The organism is Rhodococcus sp. 1R11 (assembly GCF_004563845.1).
Taxonomy (GTDB): domain Bacteria; phylum Actinomycetota; class Actinomycetes; order Mycobacteriales; family Mycobacteriaceae; genus Rhodococcoides.
Window position 1 is genome coordinate 269,710 of sequence record NZ_SPNG01000002.1, and the last position, 15,679, is coordinate 285,388.

Here is a 15,679-nt window from a genome sequence, read left to right on the forward strand (position 1 = left end):
CGCGCCGTGACCGCCGAAGATGCGCGGGCCTGGCAAACTCGAGGGGTGAATGCAACTCTCGACCGAGATTCGTACGGCGACCCGTACGACGACCGGTATGCCCCGGACCCCGGTCCCGAGCGGCTGGGCTTCTTCGGAACGCTCGGACGCTGGACGGGTCGGTTGGTCGCGGGAGTCATACTGATGGCCCTCGTCCTGGTGGCAGGCACTGCGGTGCGAGTGTGGCAGGTGGCTCGAATCGACGACCATACTGCCGCGGACGCCATCGTCGTACTCGGTGCGGCGCAGTACAGCGGTACGCCCTCGACGGTGTTCGAGGCACGCTTGGCGCAGGCCGCGTCGTTGTACGAGCAAGGCATCGCTCCCGAGATCGTCACCGTCGGCGGCAAGCAAGAAGGTGACCTGTTCACCGAGGCGGCGTCGGGCCGCAATTACCTGATAGAACAGGGCGTGCCTGCCGACGCGATCGTGGCCGTGGAAACGGGATCCGACACCCTCGAAAGCATCGAAGCCGTCAGTGCCACGCTTCGAGACCAGGGTAAGACATCGGTGGTACTGGTCAGCGATCCGTGGCACTCGCTGCGCACCCGGACCATGGCGCGCGACGCCGATCTCGACGCGTGGACCTCGCCCACCCGCACCGGACCTGCCGTCTACACCCGCGAATCGCAGGCGCACGGAATAGCCAGGGAGACAGGAGCTCTCCTGTGGTACCAGTTGACGCACTTCACCGCTGATTTCTCCTACACGGCAGGCCAGTAGATGACCGGCACATACTCCGAGCACGACGTGGAACGATTCGTCCCCGAACCGCCCAAGACCGCTGGGCTTCGATCGGGGGCGGACAACGCCTCTCATCGAAGCGCGTTCGCGCGAGATCGGGCGCGGGTCTTGCACTGCGCGGCGCTGCGTCGTCTCGCGGACAAGACCCAGGTGACCGGGCCTCGTGACGGCGACACCCCGCGCACCCGGTTGACGCATTCGCTCGAGGTCGCGCAGATCGGGCGCAGCATCGCGGAGGGGCTCGGCAGCGACCCCGATCTGGTCGATCTGGCGGGCTTGGCACACGACATCGGCCATCCGCCCTACGGACACAACGGCGAGCGAGCTCTCGACGAGGTGGCCAAGGATTGCGGGGGATTCGAGGGCAACGCGCAGAACCTGCGCATCCTGACCGGCCTCGAGCCCAAGATCCTCGACTCCGACGGCAACAGTGCGGGACTCAACCTCACCCGCGCCGCCCTCGACGCCGCGATGAAGTACCCGTGGACCAGGCCCGCGCCGGGCGCGAAATTCGGTGCCTACGACGACGACTCGGCCATTCTCGGCTGGGTACGCGACGGTGCACCGAACAAGCACAAGTGCCTCGAAGCGCAGACCATGGATTGGTCCGACGACGTCGCCTACTCGGTACACGACGTCGAGGACGGCGTCATCGACGCCAGAATCGACCTGCGCGCACTATCCGATCCGATCGAGCAGCGGGCACTGGCCGAACTCGGTGTCTCGGAGTTCCGCGGACTCGACGGCGACGAGTTGATCGAGGCGGCGAGCCGGTTGTCCAAGATGGACGTCGTCGTCGCGGTCGGCAGATACGACGGCACCCTCACCGCATCCGTGGCGCTCAAGCACATGACCAGCGAGCTGGTCGGGCGATTCGCCACGGCTGCCATCGACGGAACTCGCCAGAAGTACGGCACGGCAGCGTTGACGCGGTACGACGCCGACCTCGTGGTGCCGTCGATCGTCGCGTCCGAAGTGGCTCTGCTCAAGACCATGGCACTGCGGTACGTCATGTCCGACGCTGGCCACAAGATTCGGCAGGAACGTCAACGTGACCGGATCCATCGCGTCGCCGAGTGGTTGATGCGCTCGGCGCCGGGCGAACTCGATCCCATCTTGGTGCCCGCGTGGCAACGCGCGAACAGCGACGCCGAACGGACTCGCGTCGTCGTGGATCAGATCGCGTCGTACACCGAGAGTCGACTCGAACTGGTGGACAAGCGGTCGCTCGGGGCTCAGGCCAGCTGGGGTTGATCGACGGGTGTCGGGCGTCTTGTTCGACGCTAGACTCCAGTCGTGGCCGGCCGAATTCCTGAACGTGACATTGCCGCCATTCGCGAACGCACACGGATCGAAGACATAGTCGGCGACTACGTCTCGCTCAAGCGCGCGGGCGGCGACTCCATGAAGGGGTTGTGCCCCTTCCACGACGAGAAGTCCCCGTCGTTCCATGTTCGGCCCAATCATGGCCACTATCACTGCTTCGGCTGCGGCGAAGGTGGTGATGCCTACTCCTTCCTCCAGAAGATCGAGCACATTTCGTTCGTCGAGGCCGTCGAGCAACTCGCCGATCGGCTGAACTACTCGATCTCCTACGAGGGCGGAGGGCCATCGGTCCAACGTGACCGCGGGACCCGAGCGCGCTTGATCGCCGCGAACGCGGCGGCTCAGGAGTTCTACGCCGGTCGGCTCAGCGGGCCCGATGCCCAGGCCGCCCGGGACTACCTGACCGAACGCAACTTCGACGGCCACGCCGCGCTGGCCTACGGCTGTGGATACGCACCCGACGGCTGGGACACCCTCACCAAACATCTGCTGGGCAAGGGCTTCGAAGCCAAGGAGATAGTCGACGCCGGCCTGGCAACCCCGGGCAAGCGCGGCACACCCATCGACCGATTCCGGCGCCGATTGGTGTGGCCCATTCGCAGTCAGAGCGGCGACGTTATCGGATTCGGCGCACGCAAACTGTTCGACGACGACACGATGCCCGGAAAGTACATCAACACTCCGGAAACGATGCTGTACAAGAAGTCTCAGGTGTTGTTCGGGCTGGATCTCGCGCGCAAGGAGATCGCGAAGTCGCATCAGGCCGTCATCGTCGAGGGCTACACCGACGTCATGGCGATGCACCTCGCCGGCGTCAAGACCGCGGTGGCGTCCTGTGGCACCGCGTTCGGCGAAGACCACCTCGCGATGCTGCGCCGACTGATGATGGACGACAGCTACTTTCGCGGTGAGGTGATCTACACCTTCGACGGTGACGACGCAGGCCAGGCCGCGGCCATGAAGGCGTTCGAGGGGGATCAGAAGATCGCCGGGCAGACCTTCGTCGCCGTCGCACCCGACGGAATGGACCCGTGCGACCTGCGCCTGAAATCCGGTGACAACGCCGTTCGCGATCTCGTGGCCCGGCGGACCCCGATGTTTGCCTTCGTCGTCAAATCGCTGCTCCGAGAGCATGATCTGGACACGCCCGAGGGGCGCGTCGAAGCGCTCAAGCGCACTGTTCCGGTGGTCGCGCGAATCAAGGACGCCTCACTGCGGGACGAGTACGCCAGGCAGCTCGCCGGGTGGACCGGCTGGGACGACACTGCGATGGTGCTCGCCCGCGTGCGCGACGAGGCGAAGAAGGGTGCCCGAGGCGACACGAGCGGTAAACGCGTGCCCTTCGAGAAGCGTCAGGCAGCGCCGACGGAAGCCCCCACCGGGCCGCCGCGTCCGAACCCCACCGATCCGACGCTGTGGCCGCAACGAGAGGCCCTCAAGGCGGTGCTGCAGATGCCCGCGGTCGCCGGCACCGTCTTCGATTCGCTGCCACCCGAAAGCTTTCATCATCCGGCGTACGCCGCGGTGCGTGATGCCGTGGCCGCGGCCGGCGGCACTGCCGCGGGCCTGGGCGGTGGGGAGTGGGTCGACGCAGTGGCCAAGCAGGCCAAGGACGCCGTGGTGGTGTCGTTGGTGACGGAGTTGGCCGTCGATCCGATGCGCGTGGCCGACGACGCTCTCACGCGCTACATCTCCGGTGTGCTCGCCCGGCTTCAAGAGGTGTGGGTGGGCCAACAGGTCGCCGAACTGAAGTCCAAGCTGCAGCGCATGTCGCCTGCGGAGAAGCCGGACGACTACAACGCCCTGTTCGGTGATCTCATCGCCCTCGAGCAGTACCGCCGCAGCCTGCTCGAACTCGCCGTGGGAAGCGTCGCCGAGGTCGGTTAGCGCCGCAGCTGATCGCGCGGGACGAAAACCTGGTCTTCGTCGTCGACCGGCTTCATCGGCTCGAGTCTCGGCTGCGTGTTCAGAGAGTCGGACAACTTCTGACGGCCGACCTCGATGGCCTTCTTGGTGGCCGGGCTCGACGCGACGGCGCTGGCCGTCTTGCGAATCTGCTCGTAGCGGCCCCGTCCGGCCTTGGCTCCCAGTACATATGCAGCTCCAGCCGCCAGTACCAAACGAATCATCAGTGGGTCCTCCCGTAGAGCGTGCGGCCGTTCTTCCATCTTGCCCGACGAACCTCGAGCAGGGCGATTCGGTACACGGCGGAACCTGCTTCGGCGCTCTCGTGGGCCCGATTTGGTACTCACAAGGGGGTGTGCGCTATTGTTTCCAACGGCTCGCACGAGAGTGTGACGCCGCAAGGTAATCCCCCATAGCTCAATTGGCAGAGCATTCGACTGTTAATCGAAGGGTTCCTGGTTCGAGTCCAGGTGGGGGAGCGCAGTCCCCGTCCGGCTTGTCCGGGCGGGGATTTTTGCTGTCCGGGGTCGCTCGCCCGTGACCGGGTCGGTCGGCGAGAACGTACCGCACATGTGGTACCGAGAGTCCCGGACAGCTATCAGATCGTGACCGAATCTTCTGTATATCGATCGAATGAATCAGGTCGACGGATGCCAGTTTTGTCGGTGTCTCGCGACATACTGTTCGTGCGATCCGGGACGCTCGGAAGTGCTGGAAAAAAGACGGATCGGTCGGGTTCTAAGGGGCTTTGAAGTGAGTTTGAGTTACGCATCCACCGTTCCACGCCAGCTCGTGCATCGGCGCTCTCCGGCGGACGTGCTGTTGACCGACTACGAGACGGTCGACGGTACGCATCGTGCGGCGGTACAGCTGCCGACGTCGCATCGCATGTTCGTACCGGTACGTCGCACCCACGATTCGTTGATGATCGCCGAGGCGCTACGGCAGGCAGTGAGCCTGTTCTGTCACGTCGAACACGACGTCCCGCTCGACCACGTGGTCTACATCGAGCACTTCCGGTTCGACATTCTCGACCTGCTGTCGGTCGACGACATCGACGATTCGCTTGTCGCCGAGTCGATCACGACCGACCGGACATTCGAGGACGAGTCGCTGGACAACCTGAAGCTGTCGGCTCGACTGCTCAACCGCGGTCAGGTCGTCGCCTCCGGAACGGCGTCCGTGCGTCCTATCGGACCGGACGTCTACTCCAAGGTCCGCAAGCCGACGATGGCCGACCCACACTTCCGGTACCTTCCCGCCGGAACCGAGGTGGTGGAACCGGCCGGTGTCGGCCGTCTCGACCCCGCCGATGTAGTACTGGCTCGTCATACGTCGGACGGGACGCTCGTGGTCGCTCCGGATCCGCGAAACCTGGCGATGTTCGATCATTCGGTGGAATACCTACCGGGCGTCACCATGCTCGAAGCCGCCCGTCAGGCGTTGCGTTCGGCCACCGGTTGCGTGGGACTGGATTTCACGTCCCTGGAGGTCAGGTTCTTGGGGTTCGCCGAATGGGCCAACCCGTGCACGGTCATCGTCGACAGCGACACGACCGACGGAATTCACCGCATTCAGTTCGAGCACGACGGGGTCGTGCTCTCGGCGATGTCCGTCACGGCGACACCCGAACCGTGGCTACCGCTCAGCGATCGTTCCAGTCGATGAGCGGTGCATCGGCTACCGCTCGTATCCGGGCCAGTCGCCGGCGAGGGGCGATCGACGGTAGCAACAGGTGCCACATCTCGGTCATCCGAAGCTGGAGGTCGGCGCGTCCGGTGAGCATCTCCGAGACGGTCTGAACTCCCGTGAACGATGCAACGATCATCCTGGCGAGTGCGGCCGTGTCCACGTCGTCGACGATGTCGCCTTCGGTCCGGGCGCGCTCGGTCAACTTCGCGATCATTCCGATCCAGTCGTCGAACGATTGCGCATTCGGATTCTGAGCCGTCGTCGATTCCAACGTCAACCGCATGCCGCCACGTGCGATGGGGTCGGTCTGCAGCTGACGCGCCAACTCCTTGGTGATCAGGATCAGGGCATCGATGGCCTTCGGTGTGCTTTCGATGATGGTGACGGTGGCAGCGGTGGCAAGAGCCATCTGTGCCTCGATCACGGCCTGCGCCAGATCTTCCTTCGACGAGAAGTGGAAGTACATCGCACCCTTGCTGACGCCGGCGTTGGCGATGATGGTGCTCAGACTGGCTGTGCCGTAGCCGAACTTGTCGAAGCTCGATGCGGCTCCCACGAGTACGGCCTGCCTGGTCGATTCTGCGCGCTCTTGCATCGGTAGACAATAGCTGGTACCCGCTTTCGCGGCACTCTCCGAGTCAAAAGACGGCAATTCACCGAAAATCGGTGTCGATGCCCAAGGGGCGAACCGTGCGGGCCTGCTCGATGCGGCCCACGAGATAGTCATCTATTCAGTCGAACGACGTCGAACCCAGCGGCAGTCGAAGAGGGGGCTCGTCCGACGAAATCGCTTCGATCACAGCGTCGACGCCGCGGCGTGGGTCGCCGGGCTGGGATCCGTGCGTCGATTCGAAGGCGACTCGCGCCGGCCCGATCAATTCGGCGTAATCGTCGAGTGGGTTGCCCCACTTCAATGATCGACCGCTCGCATCGGTGCGAAAAGGTCCGGGTTCTACGATTGTGACGCCGATACCCAGGTGGCGTACCTCTGCGGCCAGAGCTTCGGAGAAACCTTCGAGTGCAAACTTGGCTGCTGCATACGCTGTCCCGCCGGGGCCAGGGACCACGCCTATTACCGAGGACATCTGCACGATGTGACCGCTTTGCCGTGCCCGCATCGAGGGTAGAACGGCTCGAGTAACCGCGCAGGGACCGAAGAAGTTGACGTCGATATTTTCTCGGAAGCGGTCTTCGTCGATCTCCTCGAACGCTCCCAGTAGACCGTAGCCGGCGTTGTTGACGAGAACGTCGATGCGTCCGAACTGATCGAGGGCCGCACCCACCGACGAATCTATCGACTGCTGGTCTGTGACATCGAGACGTGTCCGAAGCAGGCGATCGTTGGCGGGTTCGCGTATATCGGCAACTCTGCGGGCGGTGGCCACCACACGATCGCCGCCATCGAGTGCAGCGCGAACGAACTGTCGGCCGAACCCTGAGCTTGCTCCGGTGATCAACCACACTCTGTCGGTATCGATCGCGTTCATGTTGTCGTGCCCTTCGCATCGAGGTCGTGAGCCGCGATAACGGTAATGATGCGGGATGACGGTGAGCAACCGAATTGATGGCACGCTCATCACATGGTCAACAAGAGCGCGGGCATTCTGCTGTTTCGTGTGAACGCCGAGGTGGTGGAGGTCCTGATCGCCCATCCCGGCGGCCCGTTCTGGGTGCGGAAGGACGACGGTGCGTGGTCGATAGTGAAGGGGGAGTTCACCGAGGCCGAAGACCCGTGGACCGCGGCTCAGCGCGAGTTCCGCGAGGAAGTCGGCGTCGATGTGCCGGCGGGCAACTCCATCGAGCTCGGCACCGTCACACAGCGCGGCGGGAAGATCGTCACCGCGTTCGGGATCGAGTCCGACCTCGATGTCTCCACTGCGATGAGCAACACATTCGAGATCGAATGGCCGCCGAAATCCGGAAAGATGCAATCGTTTCCCGAGGTAGACCGCATCGAATGGTTTCCGGTGCCGCTGGCGAGGACAAAGCTACTGGCCGCGCAGCACCCATTTCTCGACGCGGTGGAGGCCATTGTGGAGTCGCGCTAGTTTCGGCGTCGAATCCAGGGGTATCCGGCGGCCGGAAACGACGGCCGCGGATGCAGGGTGGGAAGTGGAACATGACACCGATGGAGACGACCGACGCCGACACGGCTCGCGTGGAAACGGCTCTGCTGGAAGGTCAGTGGGCAGGTCGAATCGTGGCCTCGGGGTTCGTGGCTCTGGCCACCGGCCTGACCTGGATGTTCGCCGCGTCCGCAATGATCGGCTAGCAATACCAGACCGTTCGGTCGATACTGCTCAGCGACTACTACGAAGGGCAGTGCAGTGACCGACGGTATTGCGTCAGCGACCCCACCGGCGATCGAGGTACCCAAGCGCGCCTGGCAAGCCCTGGTGGTTCTGTTGCTCGGGATGTTCATGGCCCTGCTCGACACCACCATCGTCAACGTCGCATTGCCGACGATCAGCACGACGCTGGAGGCATCGGAATCCGTTCTGTCGTGGATTATCTCGGGCTACGCGCTCGCGTTCGGTCTCGCCCTGATTCCGGCGGGCAAGGTCGGGGATCGGATCGGGCACAAGTGGGTGTTCTTCACCGGTCTCGCTCTGTTCACGGTGGCCAGCTTTGCCTGCGGACTCGCTCAGGACGATCTGCAGTTGGTGGTTGCCCGAGTGGTTCAGGGTCTGGCAGGCGGAATGTTCGTGCCCGCTGTCACAGCGTTCATTCAACTGCTGTTTCCAGGTCCTGTGCGCGGCAAGGCATTTGCGATCATGGGTGCGGTCATCGGAGTGTCGACTGCGTTGGGGCCGATCGTCGGCGGGTTGATCATCCAGGCTTTCGGTGAGGAGAACGGCTGGCGGTTGGTCTTTTGGGTCAACCTGCCGATCGGCATCGTCGGTCTGATCGCGGCGGCGGTTCTGCTGCCGAAAAAGGATGAATCCGAGCCGACTGCAAGGCCGGGCATCGACTGGCTCGGGTTGGTGCTGATCTCCGCCGGCCTCATCGCGCTACTCGTACCGCTGATCGAAGGCCAGGAGCTCGGGTGGCCGCTCTGGACCTACGTGACCATTGCTGCAGGCGTGGGCCTGATTGCAGTGTTCGGCTGGTGGGAGGTGATCCACAGCGGTCGTGGACACAATCCGCTCGTGCCGCCGCGACTGTTCACCCGACCGGCATTCACCGGCGGTGTGATTCTCGCGCTGGTGTACTTCGCAGCGTTCACCAGCATCTTCTTCACCATCTCGTTGTTGTGGCAGACCGGGCTCGGCAATACGGCCCTCTCGTCCGGGTTGGTCTCGATACCGTTCGCGATCGGCAGCATTATCGCGTCCTCGCAGAGCAACAAGCTGACGATCCGACTCGGCCGCACCGTATTGATCCTCGGCGCATCGCTGGTGTCGATCGGCTTGATCTGGCTGTGGATCATCTTGGCGACCAGTTCCGCCGACACCATCTCCCATTGGACTCTGCTGGTCCCGCTGTTCATCGCGGGCTTGGGCAACGGCGCGTTCATCGCTCCCAACGCGCAGTTCATCGTCGCAACCGTCGACCGCGACGACGCAGGGGCCGCGAGCGGCGTCATCTCGACGATGCAGCGCGTCGGCTCCGCAATCGGCATCGCAGTCATCGGTAGCGTGCTGTTCGGCTCACTCACCATCACCGGCCCCGATACCGTGGGATCCGGCTTCCTGCACGGTGCCGCAATGGCCATGGCCGTCAGCGCCGCGTTCAGCGTCGTTGCGTTGGCGTTGGTGTTCGCTCTACCGAAGAAGGTGCAGAGCGGTCATTGACCTCGGCGCGTTCAGCTCGACAGGCCCTTGCCGTGCCGCTGGACGACCGTCGATGCGAGATCGGCGATCTTGACGTTCAGATCCTGCGACGATTTGCGGAGCAGTGCGAACGCTTCTTCGTCGGATACTTTGTGCAGCGCCATGATGAGGCCGATCGCCTTGCCGATCTCGCGGTTACTCTCGAGGCCGTCGCGCAAGGTCGATGCCTCTTGGCCGTTCAGCATCGCCCCGACCGTCACAGAAGTGAATGCAGTCAGGATGACGGCTTTGTCGGCGGTGTCGGCATCGAAGGCACCCGCGATGTCGGTGAACAGGTTGAGAGCACCCACCTTCTGCTCGTCGACCTTGAGGCGGAACCCCATCGCTCCCCGGACCGGCGTGCGGTTCAGGACACCCCGAGCCATTGCGGGCCACTGGGTGGGGCTGCTGAAATCCGGCTCGAGTTGGACGGCCTCGGTGGTCAGCGCATCCAGGCACGGTCCCTGACCTGTGGCGCGTTCGATGTCGTCGACGACGCGTGCCACGTCATCCGAGGCCGCGACGGTGACGGCCTTTCCGTGGCGCAACAACATGAGGCTCGCGTGATCGCAGTGAGGGACAACCATCGTCGCGGCGTTGCAGATAGCGGTGTAGACCTCTTCTGCGCTACTGCCGCGATACACGATGTCGGCCAGAGCGGCGAATACAGTTGCCGGGTCGGTCGACGGAGCATCGAACTGTTCGTCGTCGGTCATTGCTTCTCCCGTCGTGTGGCGCATGCCGGGCAAACCGGTTGCGCAGCACATCAACCGTACCGCCCTGCGCCGGGGTCCCTGCACCAACGGGCTGGCAGTAGCCTCATGTCGTGAGCAATGCGCAGGAATCTACGGGATTCGAGTACGGCCACGACGGCCCGAAGTCCATCGTGGTGGGCGTCGACGGCTCGGATTCGTCCTGGCGGGCCGCCGCATACGCCGGAGGACTGGCCCGTAGGCAACAATCGCTTCTGGTGCTGGTCTACGTGCAGCCCATCGCCACCGCGTCGTGGGGCCAGGCGGGGATCTCGATGGTGGAAACGGGCCTACAGATCGCCGACGAACTTCTTGACTACATCAGAACCTCGGTGGCCCGCTTCGGGGAGCGAGAGCAGGTTCGCTGGGAATTCCGCACTGCGCAGGGTGATCCTTACAACGGACTCGTCGCGGTTGCCGATGGACTCCGCACCGACGCCGTCGTGGTGGGGGCCTCCGAACGCGCCGGGCACCGATTGGCGGGATCTGTGGCAGTGCGACTGGTCAAGGCGGGCCGCTGGCCGGTCACAGTGGTGCCATGAAGGCTCGAATTCCAACCAGTCCGCGGTTTTCCCCGTAAAAATAGGCAGTCACCTCGTCGGATGCGAGGCGCATGTGGTGCGGTTCTCGGATTCGGGGAGTTCCATGGCTGGTCTGTCGCGTCGTCAATTCGTCACCCGGGTGGGCACCCTCGCCGCGGCATGGGGAATCGCACCGCAGGTTCTGGGCCACGCCCTTGTCGCTCGGGCGCAGCCGGCTTCAGGAGAGACAGATGTCGGCGGAACGCTGGCGCAGACCATCCTGAGATCGTCGACCGGCCCCGGTCGGTACCGGGTGCTTGCTGCGGGGCCGGGTGAGCCCTACGTCCCTCGCCTCGACATCCTCGGGCGGGCACCCAGCGCGTCTCGGGTGCAGGCCAGGCGGTCGTTGCTCTACCTGGGGCACCTGTCGGACATGCATGTCATCGATGCTTAATCGCCCGGTCGGATCGAGCCCATGATCGTCTCCGACCATGCGGCGTGGGGCTCGGCCTTCCACCCGCAGGATCCGCTGACCGTGCACGTCACGGCAGCGATGGTGAAGGCATTTGCGGATGCGCGAATCAGTTCGGTCACCGGCGCTCCCATGGGAGCCGCGGTTGTCACCGGTGACAGCGCCGACATGCATTCTCATCTCGAACTTCGTTGGTACATAGACGTTCTCGACGGCGTGGCGGTCCGGCCTACGAGCGGCGCATCCGACGTCTTCGAGGGCGTGCAAGCGTGGCCCGAGGCGCAGTGGGCGTATCGGCCGGGCGATCCGTCGGGAGGGTCGTTCGGGGACTACGGATTTCCGACGCTTCCCGACCTGCTGACGCAGGCGATGTCGGGGACCGTCGAATCGGTGGGGCTACCCGTCCCGTGGTATTCCGTCTACGGCAATCACGACACGTTGTTGCTCGGCACGTTCGATCTCTCCTCTCAGCTGCATGCCCTCGCGGTCGGCGGACGCAAGGCGTACACACTCGAAGCGACGGCCACCTCGGCATTGGCCGGGTACGCATCGACAGGTAGTCCGCTGCAGAGGATGGTCGATGCGCTCGGGGTCGGATCCGGTGCCCGGCCCGGGTTTCGAGCAGTGTCGGCAGATCCGGCTCGGTACCTCTTCGAGCAGCGTGAGTTCATGCAGGAGCACTTCGAGACGACTCCCACCCCAGGGCCGATCGGGCACGGTTTCACCCAGCACAACCTCGACTCGGGTGAAACCTGGTGGGCGGCGGACCCGACTCCCAACGTTCGCACGTTCGGACTCGACACCTGCAACGCCGTCGCCGGCCCCGACGGGGCGGTGCCCGAGGAGCAGTTCGATTGGCTCACTCAGCAATTGGAGAAGGCGCAGGCCGAGCGCAAGCTCGTCCTGATCTACACCCACCACAACAGCCTGACCCTGGAGAACCGTGCACAGCGGCCGGGACAGTCGGTGAAGCTGTACGGCGCAGACGAATTCAGCGACCTGCTTCTGAAATATCCAGTGGTGATCGGTTGGCTCAACGGACACACCCACCAGAATCAAATCGTGGCGCATTCGCGAGATGGACGAGGGTTCTGGGAGATCACCACCGCGTCGTGCATCGACTTTCCGCAGCAACAGCAGGTGGTGGAGATCGTCGACAACAGAGACGAGACATTGTCGCTGTTCACCACGGTGCTCGATCACGCGTCGCCGATCACGCCCGGGAACAGCGGCAGCTACCTGGACCTGGCTTCGCGTAGTCGTGAGCTGGCTGCGAACGACTGGGCCGAGAATCCGCTGATGCGACGAGGTTCGCGCCTCGACCGCAACGCCGAACTCCTCCTGCCCGCCCCGTTCGACCTGAGCACCATCACCGACGCTGCTCTGGAACAGCAACACCTCGACGAGCACGCCAGACTGATTGCGTACGAGACGAGGCAGGGGCGATGAACGGTGTTCGTAGGCAGCTCTTCACGGTGGTGATGGTGCTGGCCTGCGCGGGGTGCTCGCAGACCGCTGCGCTCGCCCCGGTCGGGGGAGCCGAACTCGGGAATCTCCGCTACGCGGTGAACGACGTTCTGTTCGAGCAAGGAATCGAGATTCTGGTTGCGCCCGTGTGCTCGGGCACCGGGGCGGACATCGAATGTGCCGGGACGACAACCGGTAACGAGGCGATCACCGGTACGGCCACGTCCGACGATGCCAGTACCGTCGGAGTGAAGGTCGGCGCAACCGTTCTCTACTCGGGTTCGGTGCAGGACGTACTCGACCGCAATTCGACGGTCGGTGCGCCGTGAAAGGGGTGCTGCTGCTCGCATCGGTGGCGATCGTCTCGGCTCTGATTCAGGCGCTGACCGTGGTGGGGGATCCGGCTCCGACGTCGTCCCTCGGATTCGCTGCGCTGGTCGTCGTTTCCGCCGCAACGGTGGTGTGTGCGCTGTGGTTCACCGCCTCGACGGCACTCGATGTGGTGGACGGCAACGCGTCGGGTGCACTGAGCCGGACGTGGCGACGACCGCGGGTACTGGCGTGGTGCGTGGTGCTGACCGGGATGGCCGTTGCGCTCGCAATTCTCTTCCCCCTGCTCCCGGCTATCGTCATAGTCATTGGCGCTGCTGATACTTCCAGCGGCAGTGGACGGTGGCCTAAACCCTCTGCGCGCTGCACTACACACCGTGAAGCAATCCCCGTGGCGCTGTACCGCCGCGGCGGTCATCACGATCCTCGCCTACCTACTCGGCTGGGTGGTGGCCCTGGTGCTGGGATTCTTCGTCACCGGCGTGGTGGCGGCATTCCTGACGTGGCTGTGGTTCGGGGCCAGTGCTGCTGCGCTGCTGGTGTATTGGTCGACTTTGTATCGCAGGGCGACAGGGCCCTGATTCGCGTTCGCGGGACGGCTGCACTCGGCCGCGGGCACGTCGATCCGTCGACTCGACCCGATCTCGCTGGGGTGTGAATGTATATCGCTCGCGTGAGCCCACAACCGAGGAGATCCGGTCTCCGCAATGCTGCGCTGGGGATGTGCTGCCCGGGCGACGCAAGCCGGATGAGCTCGCTGTTGCTGCTGATCCGGCTTTCGGCGCGTGGTGGGGCGGGCGGGGCTCGAACCCGCGACCAATGGATTATGAGATCGAACCGGGGTGCAGGTCTAGGGTTGAAATACCCTGTTAGCAGCGATTTCCCGACCTCTCCCGATCGTTCCCGACCTTGATTGTCTCGTGCAGAGTGGGCAAAAAGTGGGCAGGAAACTCAGTCGGCATTGACCACTCGGAGCGTCACGACGTCGGCCATGGGTGGGCCTTCGATCCTGTCCGCGACATCGTTCAGGTCGTCCTCGAACAGTCCTGCGTAGAGATCGAGCGTCATGGCGGCCGACGCGTGTCCGAGCATCCGCTGTACTGCCTTCACGTTCGCGCCGACCGAGATCGCGATCGACGCCGCCGTGTGCCGCAGATCGTACGGAGTGACGCGGGGGAGTCGAGCGTCGACGACTGCCTAATCGAACCAATCGCGGCGCGCATTCTTGTTTTGAAGGACGCCACCTGCCGGAGTGGAGGACAGGAGATCGTCCGGCCCCTTGCCCGCGGTGCTCTCGGTGATTCGCTCGGCGAGCCATGTCGGTACCGGCACCGTGCGGGTGGCGTGAGTCTTGGGAGTGCCCCAATTCAGTAGGCCGTTGATCTCGGTCACCGATTCGGCCACGGTCAGCCGTCGGCGGCCGCCGTCCCAGCGCTGGACCTTGAGTGCTGCCATCTCGCCCCACCTGAGGCCAGTGAACCCAAGGGTGAGGACGACGAGCTTGCCCGGGCCGGCCTTCTCGGCGAGCGTGAACAGTTGCTCCCTCGTGAGAAACGTCGGTTCATCGTGGCGAGCGCGCGGCAGGTTGATTCCCGATGCCGGGTTGGCAGCAATTCGCCTGTCGCGCAAGGCAAAATCGAGGATCATCGACATCGCGTGGTGCGCCTTCTTGACCGTCGATGGTGCCCGATCCCGCGAGAGCTCGTTGATCCACGCCTGAAGTGCCGGCGCGGTCCCCTTGGCGACGCTCACGTTCTGCCAGCAGGGGAGTACCTGCTGTTCGAGCGTCTGCCGGTACCGCTCGAGCGAGGACGGCTTCACATCGATCTTGCTGCCGTACCAATCCTGAGCGAGGTGCCCGACCGTGAGCAGTCCGGCCGCCGGTGCGACATAGCGCCCCTAGAGCTTGTCGACCTCGACGACGTTGGCGAACGTCTCGGCCGCAGCCTTGGTCGCGAACCCGCGCTTGTCGGTCAGGCGACCCTCGGGCGTGCGGTACCGAACGCGGTAGCGGGTGCCCTTCGCGGTGTCGTACGGCTTGACCGTTGCCATCATCCGGCCCTTCGTAGTTTTGCTCGGCTGTCGCGGATGCGGCGCAGTCGTTTCACGAGGACCGGGTCGGCCTTGAGGGCGTCGGGGTCGTCGAGTAGTGCGGCGAGAATCTGATAGTAACGCACCCGCCGACAGCCCGAGCTGGTCGCGAATGTCAGCTTCCTTGTTGCCTGGCGCTGTGTACCAACGCTTTTCGAACTTCAAGGATTCTGCCTGTTGTGGTGTCACGGCTGTCTCCGTTCGAGTTGTTCGTCGATGAATGCGCGCTCGTCGTCGGTGAGATCGCGAACGCGGGTGAGCAGGGTAGGAAGGTCGACCCACAATTTCTCGGCCGCCTCGTCGTCGATGCGGTACCGATTCCATGCGATGACGTCGATCAGGCGGTCGAGATCGATCAGTCGCTCGGCGGAAATGCGGTCGACCTTCTCTTCCTCGCGCAGTGCGAGTCGGAGATCCGGGGGGTGTCCCTATGGTTTTTGTCAAGCAGCGTGAGCTGCGGGCGGTTGGTAAAGGGTCTTGTTCTTGAGCATGGTCGGACTAGCCTCTAGCTGTCGAACGCCGTTGCCA

At 64.1% G+C, this 15,679-nt stretch carries 20 protein-coding genes, 1 tRNA gene and 1 pseudogene; 14 read left to right on the forward strand and 8 right to left on the reverse strand.

Annotated elements, in window-relative coordinates; genetic code table 11:
• Positions 1 to 45: 45 nt before the first annotated feature.
• The 3 genes from E4P29_RS04495 to dnaG are packed head-to-tail and all read left to right on the forward strand — an operon-like array spanning position 46 to position 3,996.
• Positions 46 to 762 carry a YdcF family protein gene (locus tag E4P29_RS04495; protein ID WP_135042285.1) on the forward strand — a complete coding sequence of 239 codons (717 nt, stop codon included), beginning with the start codon at positions 46 to 48 and terminating at the stop codon, positions 760 to 762.
• Positions 763 to 2,037: a deoxyguanosinetriphosphate triphosphohydrolase gene (locus tag E4P29_RS04500; protein WP_135042287.1), complete on the forward strand. Its 1,275-nt coding sequence runs from the start codon at positions 763 to 765 to the stop codon at positions 2,035 to 2,037.
• Positions 2,038 to 2,079: 42 nt separating this feature from the next.
• On the forward strand, positions 2,080 to 3,996 hold the full coding sequence (gene dnaG / locus E4P29_RS04505) for a DNA primase (protein WP_032384555.1): 1,917 nt from the start codon (positions 2,080 to 2,082) through the stop codon (positions 3,994 to 3,996).
• Here the strand turns inward: dnaG and E4P29_RS04510 are convergent.
• Complete coding sequence (locus E4P29_RS04510) at positions 3,993 to 4,238, reverse strand: hypothetical protein (RefSeq protein ID WP_027497479.1); 246 nt, start codon at positions 4,236 to 4,238, stop codon at positions 3,993 to 3,995. The genes dnaG and E4P29_RS04510 overlap by 4 nt on opposite strands.
• Before the next feature lie 182 nt (positions 4,239 to 4,420).
• Here E4P29_RS04510 and E4P29_RS04515 point away from each other — a divergent pair.
• A tRNA-Asn gene (locus tag E4P29_RS04515) sits at positions 4,421 to 4,493 on the forward strand.
• Between the two features lie 274 nt (positions 4,494 to 4,767).
• Positions 4,768 to 5,682 carry an AfsA-related hotdog domain-containing protein gene (locus E4P29_RS04520; protein WP_167735374.1) on the forward strand — a complete coding sequence of 305 codons (915 nt, stop codon included), beginning with the start codon at positions 4,768 to 4,770 and terminating at the stop codon, positions 5,680 to 5,682.
• On the opposite strand, the gene E4P29_RS04525 is transcribed toward E4P29_RS04520, so the two are convergent.
• Positions 5,660 to 6,301, reverse strand: coding sequence for a ScbR family autoregulator-binding transcription factor (locus E4P29_RS04525; protein ID WP_027497477.1), 642 nt, complete (start codon positions 6,299 to 6,301; stop codon positions 5,660 to 5,662). The genes E4P29_RS04520 and E4P29_RS04525 overlap by 23 nt on opposite strands.
• 136 nt (positions 6,302 to 6,437) lie before the next feature.
• Complete coding sequence (locus E4P29_RS04530) at positions 6,438 to 7,193, reverse strand: SDR family NAD(P)-dependent oxidoreductase (protein WP_167735375.1); 756 nt, start codon at positions 7,191 to 7,193, stop codon at positions 6,438 to 6,440.
• Between the two features lie 93 nt (positions 7,194 to 7,286).
• On the opposite strand from E4P29_RS04530, the gene E4P29_RS04535 reads away from it, so the two are divergent.
• The 3 genes from E4P29_RS04535 (at position 7,287) to E4P29_RS04540 (ending at position 9,500) form a co-directional block, all read left to right on the forward strand.
• Positions 7,287 to 7,754, forward strand: a complete 468-nt coding sequence (locus tag E4P29_RS04535) for an NUDIX domain-containing protein (protein WP_135042293.1) — start codon at positions 7,287 to 7,289, stop codon at positions 7,752 to 7,754.
• A 71-nt stretch (positions 7,755 to 7,825) separates the two neighbouring features.
• Positions 7,826 to 7,978, forward strand: coding sequence for a hypothetical protein (locus tag E4P29_RS25840; RefSeq protein WP_167735376.1), 153 nt, complete (start codon positions 7,826 to 7,828; stop codon positions 7,976 to 7,978).
• Positions 7,979 to 8,033: 55 nt separating this feature from the next.
• Positions 8,034 to 9,500 (forward strand): MFS transporter, encoded by a 1,467-nt coding sequence (locus E4P29_RS04540; protein ID WP_027497475.1) that lies wholly within the window; start codon positions 8,034 to 8,036, stop codon positions 9,498 to 9,500.
• 11 nt (positions 9,501 to 9,511) lie between these two features.
• Here E4P29_RS04540 and E4P29_RS04545 read toward each other — a convergent pair whose 3' ends face one another.
• A complete protein-coding gene (locus E4P29_RS04545; RefSeq protein WP_167735377.1) occupies positions 9,512 to 10,234 on the reverse strand; it encodes a GAF and ANTAR domain-containing protein in 723 nt (240 codons plus the stop codon).
• Between the two features lie 110 nt (positions 10,235 to 10,344).
• Between E4P29_RS04545 and E4P29_RS04550 the strand changes: the two genes are divergently transcribed.
• The 4 genes from E4P29_RS04550 to E4P29_RS04560 all read left to right on the forward strand — a co-directional run bounded on the left by E4P29_RS04550 (position 10,345) and on the right by E4P29_RS04560 (position 13,059).
• Positions 10,345 to 10,812 (forward strand): universal stress protein, encoded by a 468-nt coding sequence (locus tag E4P29_RS04550; protein WP_135042295.1) that lies wholly within the window; start codon positions 10,345 to 10,347, stop codon positions 10,810 to 10,812.
• A 103-nt stretch (positions 10,813 to 10,915) separates the two neighbouring features.
• Entirely contained in the window at positions 10,916 to 11,245 is a 330-nt protein-coding gene (locus E4P29_RS26275) for a twin-arginine translocation signal domain-containing protein (RefSeq protein WP_245154158.1), read from the forward strand.
• Between the two features lie 21 nt (positions 11,246 to 11,266).
• The gene (locus E4P29_RS04555; RefSeq protein ID WP_245154159.1) at positions 11,267 to 12,712 is read left to right on the forward strand and encodes a TIGR03767 family metallophosphoesterase; all 1,446 of its coding nucleotides are present in this window, start codon (positions 11,267 to 11,269) and stop codon (positions 12,710 to 12,712) included.
• Positions 12,709 to 13,059 carry a hypothetical protein gene (locus tag E4P29_RS04560; RefSeq protein WP_135042297.1) on the forward strand — a complete coding sequence of 117 codons (351 nt, stop codon included), beginning with the start codon at positions 12,709 to 12,711 and terminating at the stop codon, positions 13,057 to 13,059. Before E4P29_RS04555 ends, E4P29_RS04560 begins: the two co-directional genes overlap by 4 nt.
• Before the next feature lie 46 nt (positions 13,060 to 13,105).
• On the opposite strand, the gene E4P29_RS04565 is transcribed toward E4P29_RS04560, so the two are convergent.
• Positions 13,106 to 13,369 carry a hypothetical protein gene (locus E4P29_RS04565; protein WP_135042299.1) on the reverse strand — a complete coding sequence of 88 codons (264 nt, stop codon included), beginning with the start codon at positions 13,367 to 13,369 and terminating at the stop codon, positions 13,106 to 13,108.
• A 68-nt stretch (positions 13,370 to 13,437) separates the two neighbouring features.
• Between E4P29_RS04565 and E4P29_RS04570 the strand changes: the two genes are divergently transcribed.
• Positions 13,438 to 13,641, forward strand: a complete 204-nt coding sequence (locus E4P29_RS04570; protein ID WP_135042301.1) for a hypothetical protein — start codon at positions 13,438 to 13,440, stop codon at positions 13,639 to 13,641.
• A 370-nt stretch (positions 13,642 to 14,011) separates the two neighbouring features.
• Here E4P29_RS04570 and E4P29_RS04575 read toward each other — a convergent pair.
• From E4P29_RS04575 to E4P29_RS25845, 3 genes and pseudogenes are all read right to left on the reverse strand, one after another.
• Positions 14,012 to 14,224, reverse strand: a pseudogene (locus E4P29_RS04575) (tyrosine-type recombinase/integrase); the annotation flags it as partial.
• 33 nt (positions 14,225 to 14,257) lie between these two features.
• Positions 14,258 to 14,932, reverse strand: coding sequence for a hypothetical protein (locus E4P29_RS04580; RefSeq protein ID WP_280634524.1), 675 nt, complete (start codon positions 14,930 to 14,932; stop codon positions 14,258 to 14,260).
• 27 nt (positions 14,933 to 14,959) lie between these two features.
• Positions 14,960 to 15,115 (reverse strand): hypothetical protein, encoded by a 156-nt coding sequence (locus tag E4P29_RS25845; RefSeq protein WP_167735378.1) that lies wholly within the window; start codon positions 15,113 to 15,115, stop codon positions 14,960 to 14,962.
• 215 nt (positions 15,116 to 15,330) lie between these two features.
• On the opposite strand from E4P29_RS25845, the gene E4P29_RS25850 reads away from it, so the two are divergent.
• Positions 15,331 to 15,660: a hypothetical protein gene (locus E4P29_RS25850; RefSeq protein WP_167735364.1), complete on the forward strand. Its 330-nt coding sequence runs from the start codon at positions 15,331 to 15,333 to the stop codon at positions 15,658 to 15,660.
• Positions 15,661 to 15,679: the final 19 nt, after the last annotated feature.

Bases quoted from the DNA above. Each gene is read 5' to 3' on its own strand.
- E4P29_RS04560 (WP_135042297.1), top strand. From the start codon at position 12,709: ATGAACGGTGTTCGTAGGCAGCTCTTCACGGTGGTGATGGTGCTGGCC.
- E4P29_RS04535 (WP_135042293.1), top strand. From the start codon at position 7,287: ATGGTCAACAAGAGCGCGGGCATTCTGCTGTTTCGTGTGAACGCCGAG.
- E4P29_RS25845 (WP_167735378.1), bottom strand. From the start codon at position 15,115: ATGATGGCAACGGTCAAGCCGTACGACACCGCGAAGGGCACCCGCTAC.
- E4P29_RS04500 (WP_135042287.1), top strand. From the start codon at position 763: ATGACCGGCACATACTCCGAGCACGACGTGGAACGATTCGTCCCCGAA.
- E4P29_RS04530 (WP_167735375.1), bottom strand. From the start codon at position 7,193: ATGAACGCGATCGATACCGACAGAGTGTGGTTGATCACCGGAGCAAGC.
- E4P29_RS25840 (WP_167735376.1), top strand. From the start codon at position 7,826: ATGACACCGATGGAGACGACCGACGCCGACACGGCTCGCGTGGAAACG.
- E4P29_RS04545 (WP_167735377.1), bottom strand. From the start codon at position 10,234: ATGACCGACGACGAACAGTTCGATGCTCCGTCGACCGACCCGGCAACT.
- E4P29_RS04525 (WP_027497477.1), bottom strand. From the start codon at position 6,301: ATGCAAGAGCGCGCAGAATCGACCAGGCAGGCCGTACTCGTGGGAGCC.
- E4P29_RS26275 (WP_245154158.1), top strand. From the start codon at position 10,916: ATGGCTGGTCTGTCGCGTCGTCAATTCGTCACCCGGGTGGGCACCCTC.
- E4P29_RS04510 (WP_027497479.1), bottom strand. From the start codon at position 4,238: ATGATTCGTTTGGTACTGGCGGCTGGAGCTGCATATGTACTGGGAGCC.
- E4P29_RS04565 (WP_135042299.1), bottom strand. From the start codon at position 13,369: ATGACTATGACGATAGCCGGGAGCAGGGGGAAGAGAATTGCGAGCGCA.
- E4P29_RS04555 (WP_245154159.1), top strand. From the start codon at position 11,267: ATGATCGTCTCCGACCATGCGGCGTGGGGCTCGGCCTTCCACCCGCAG.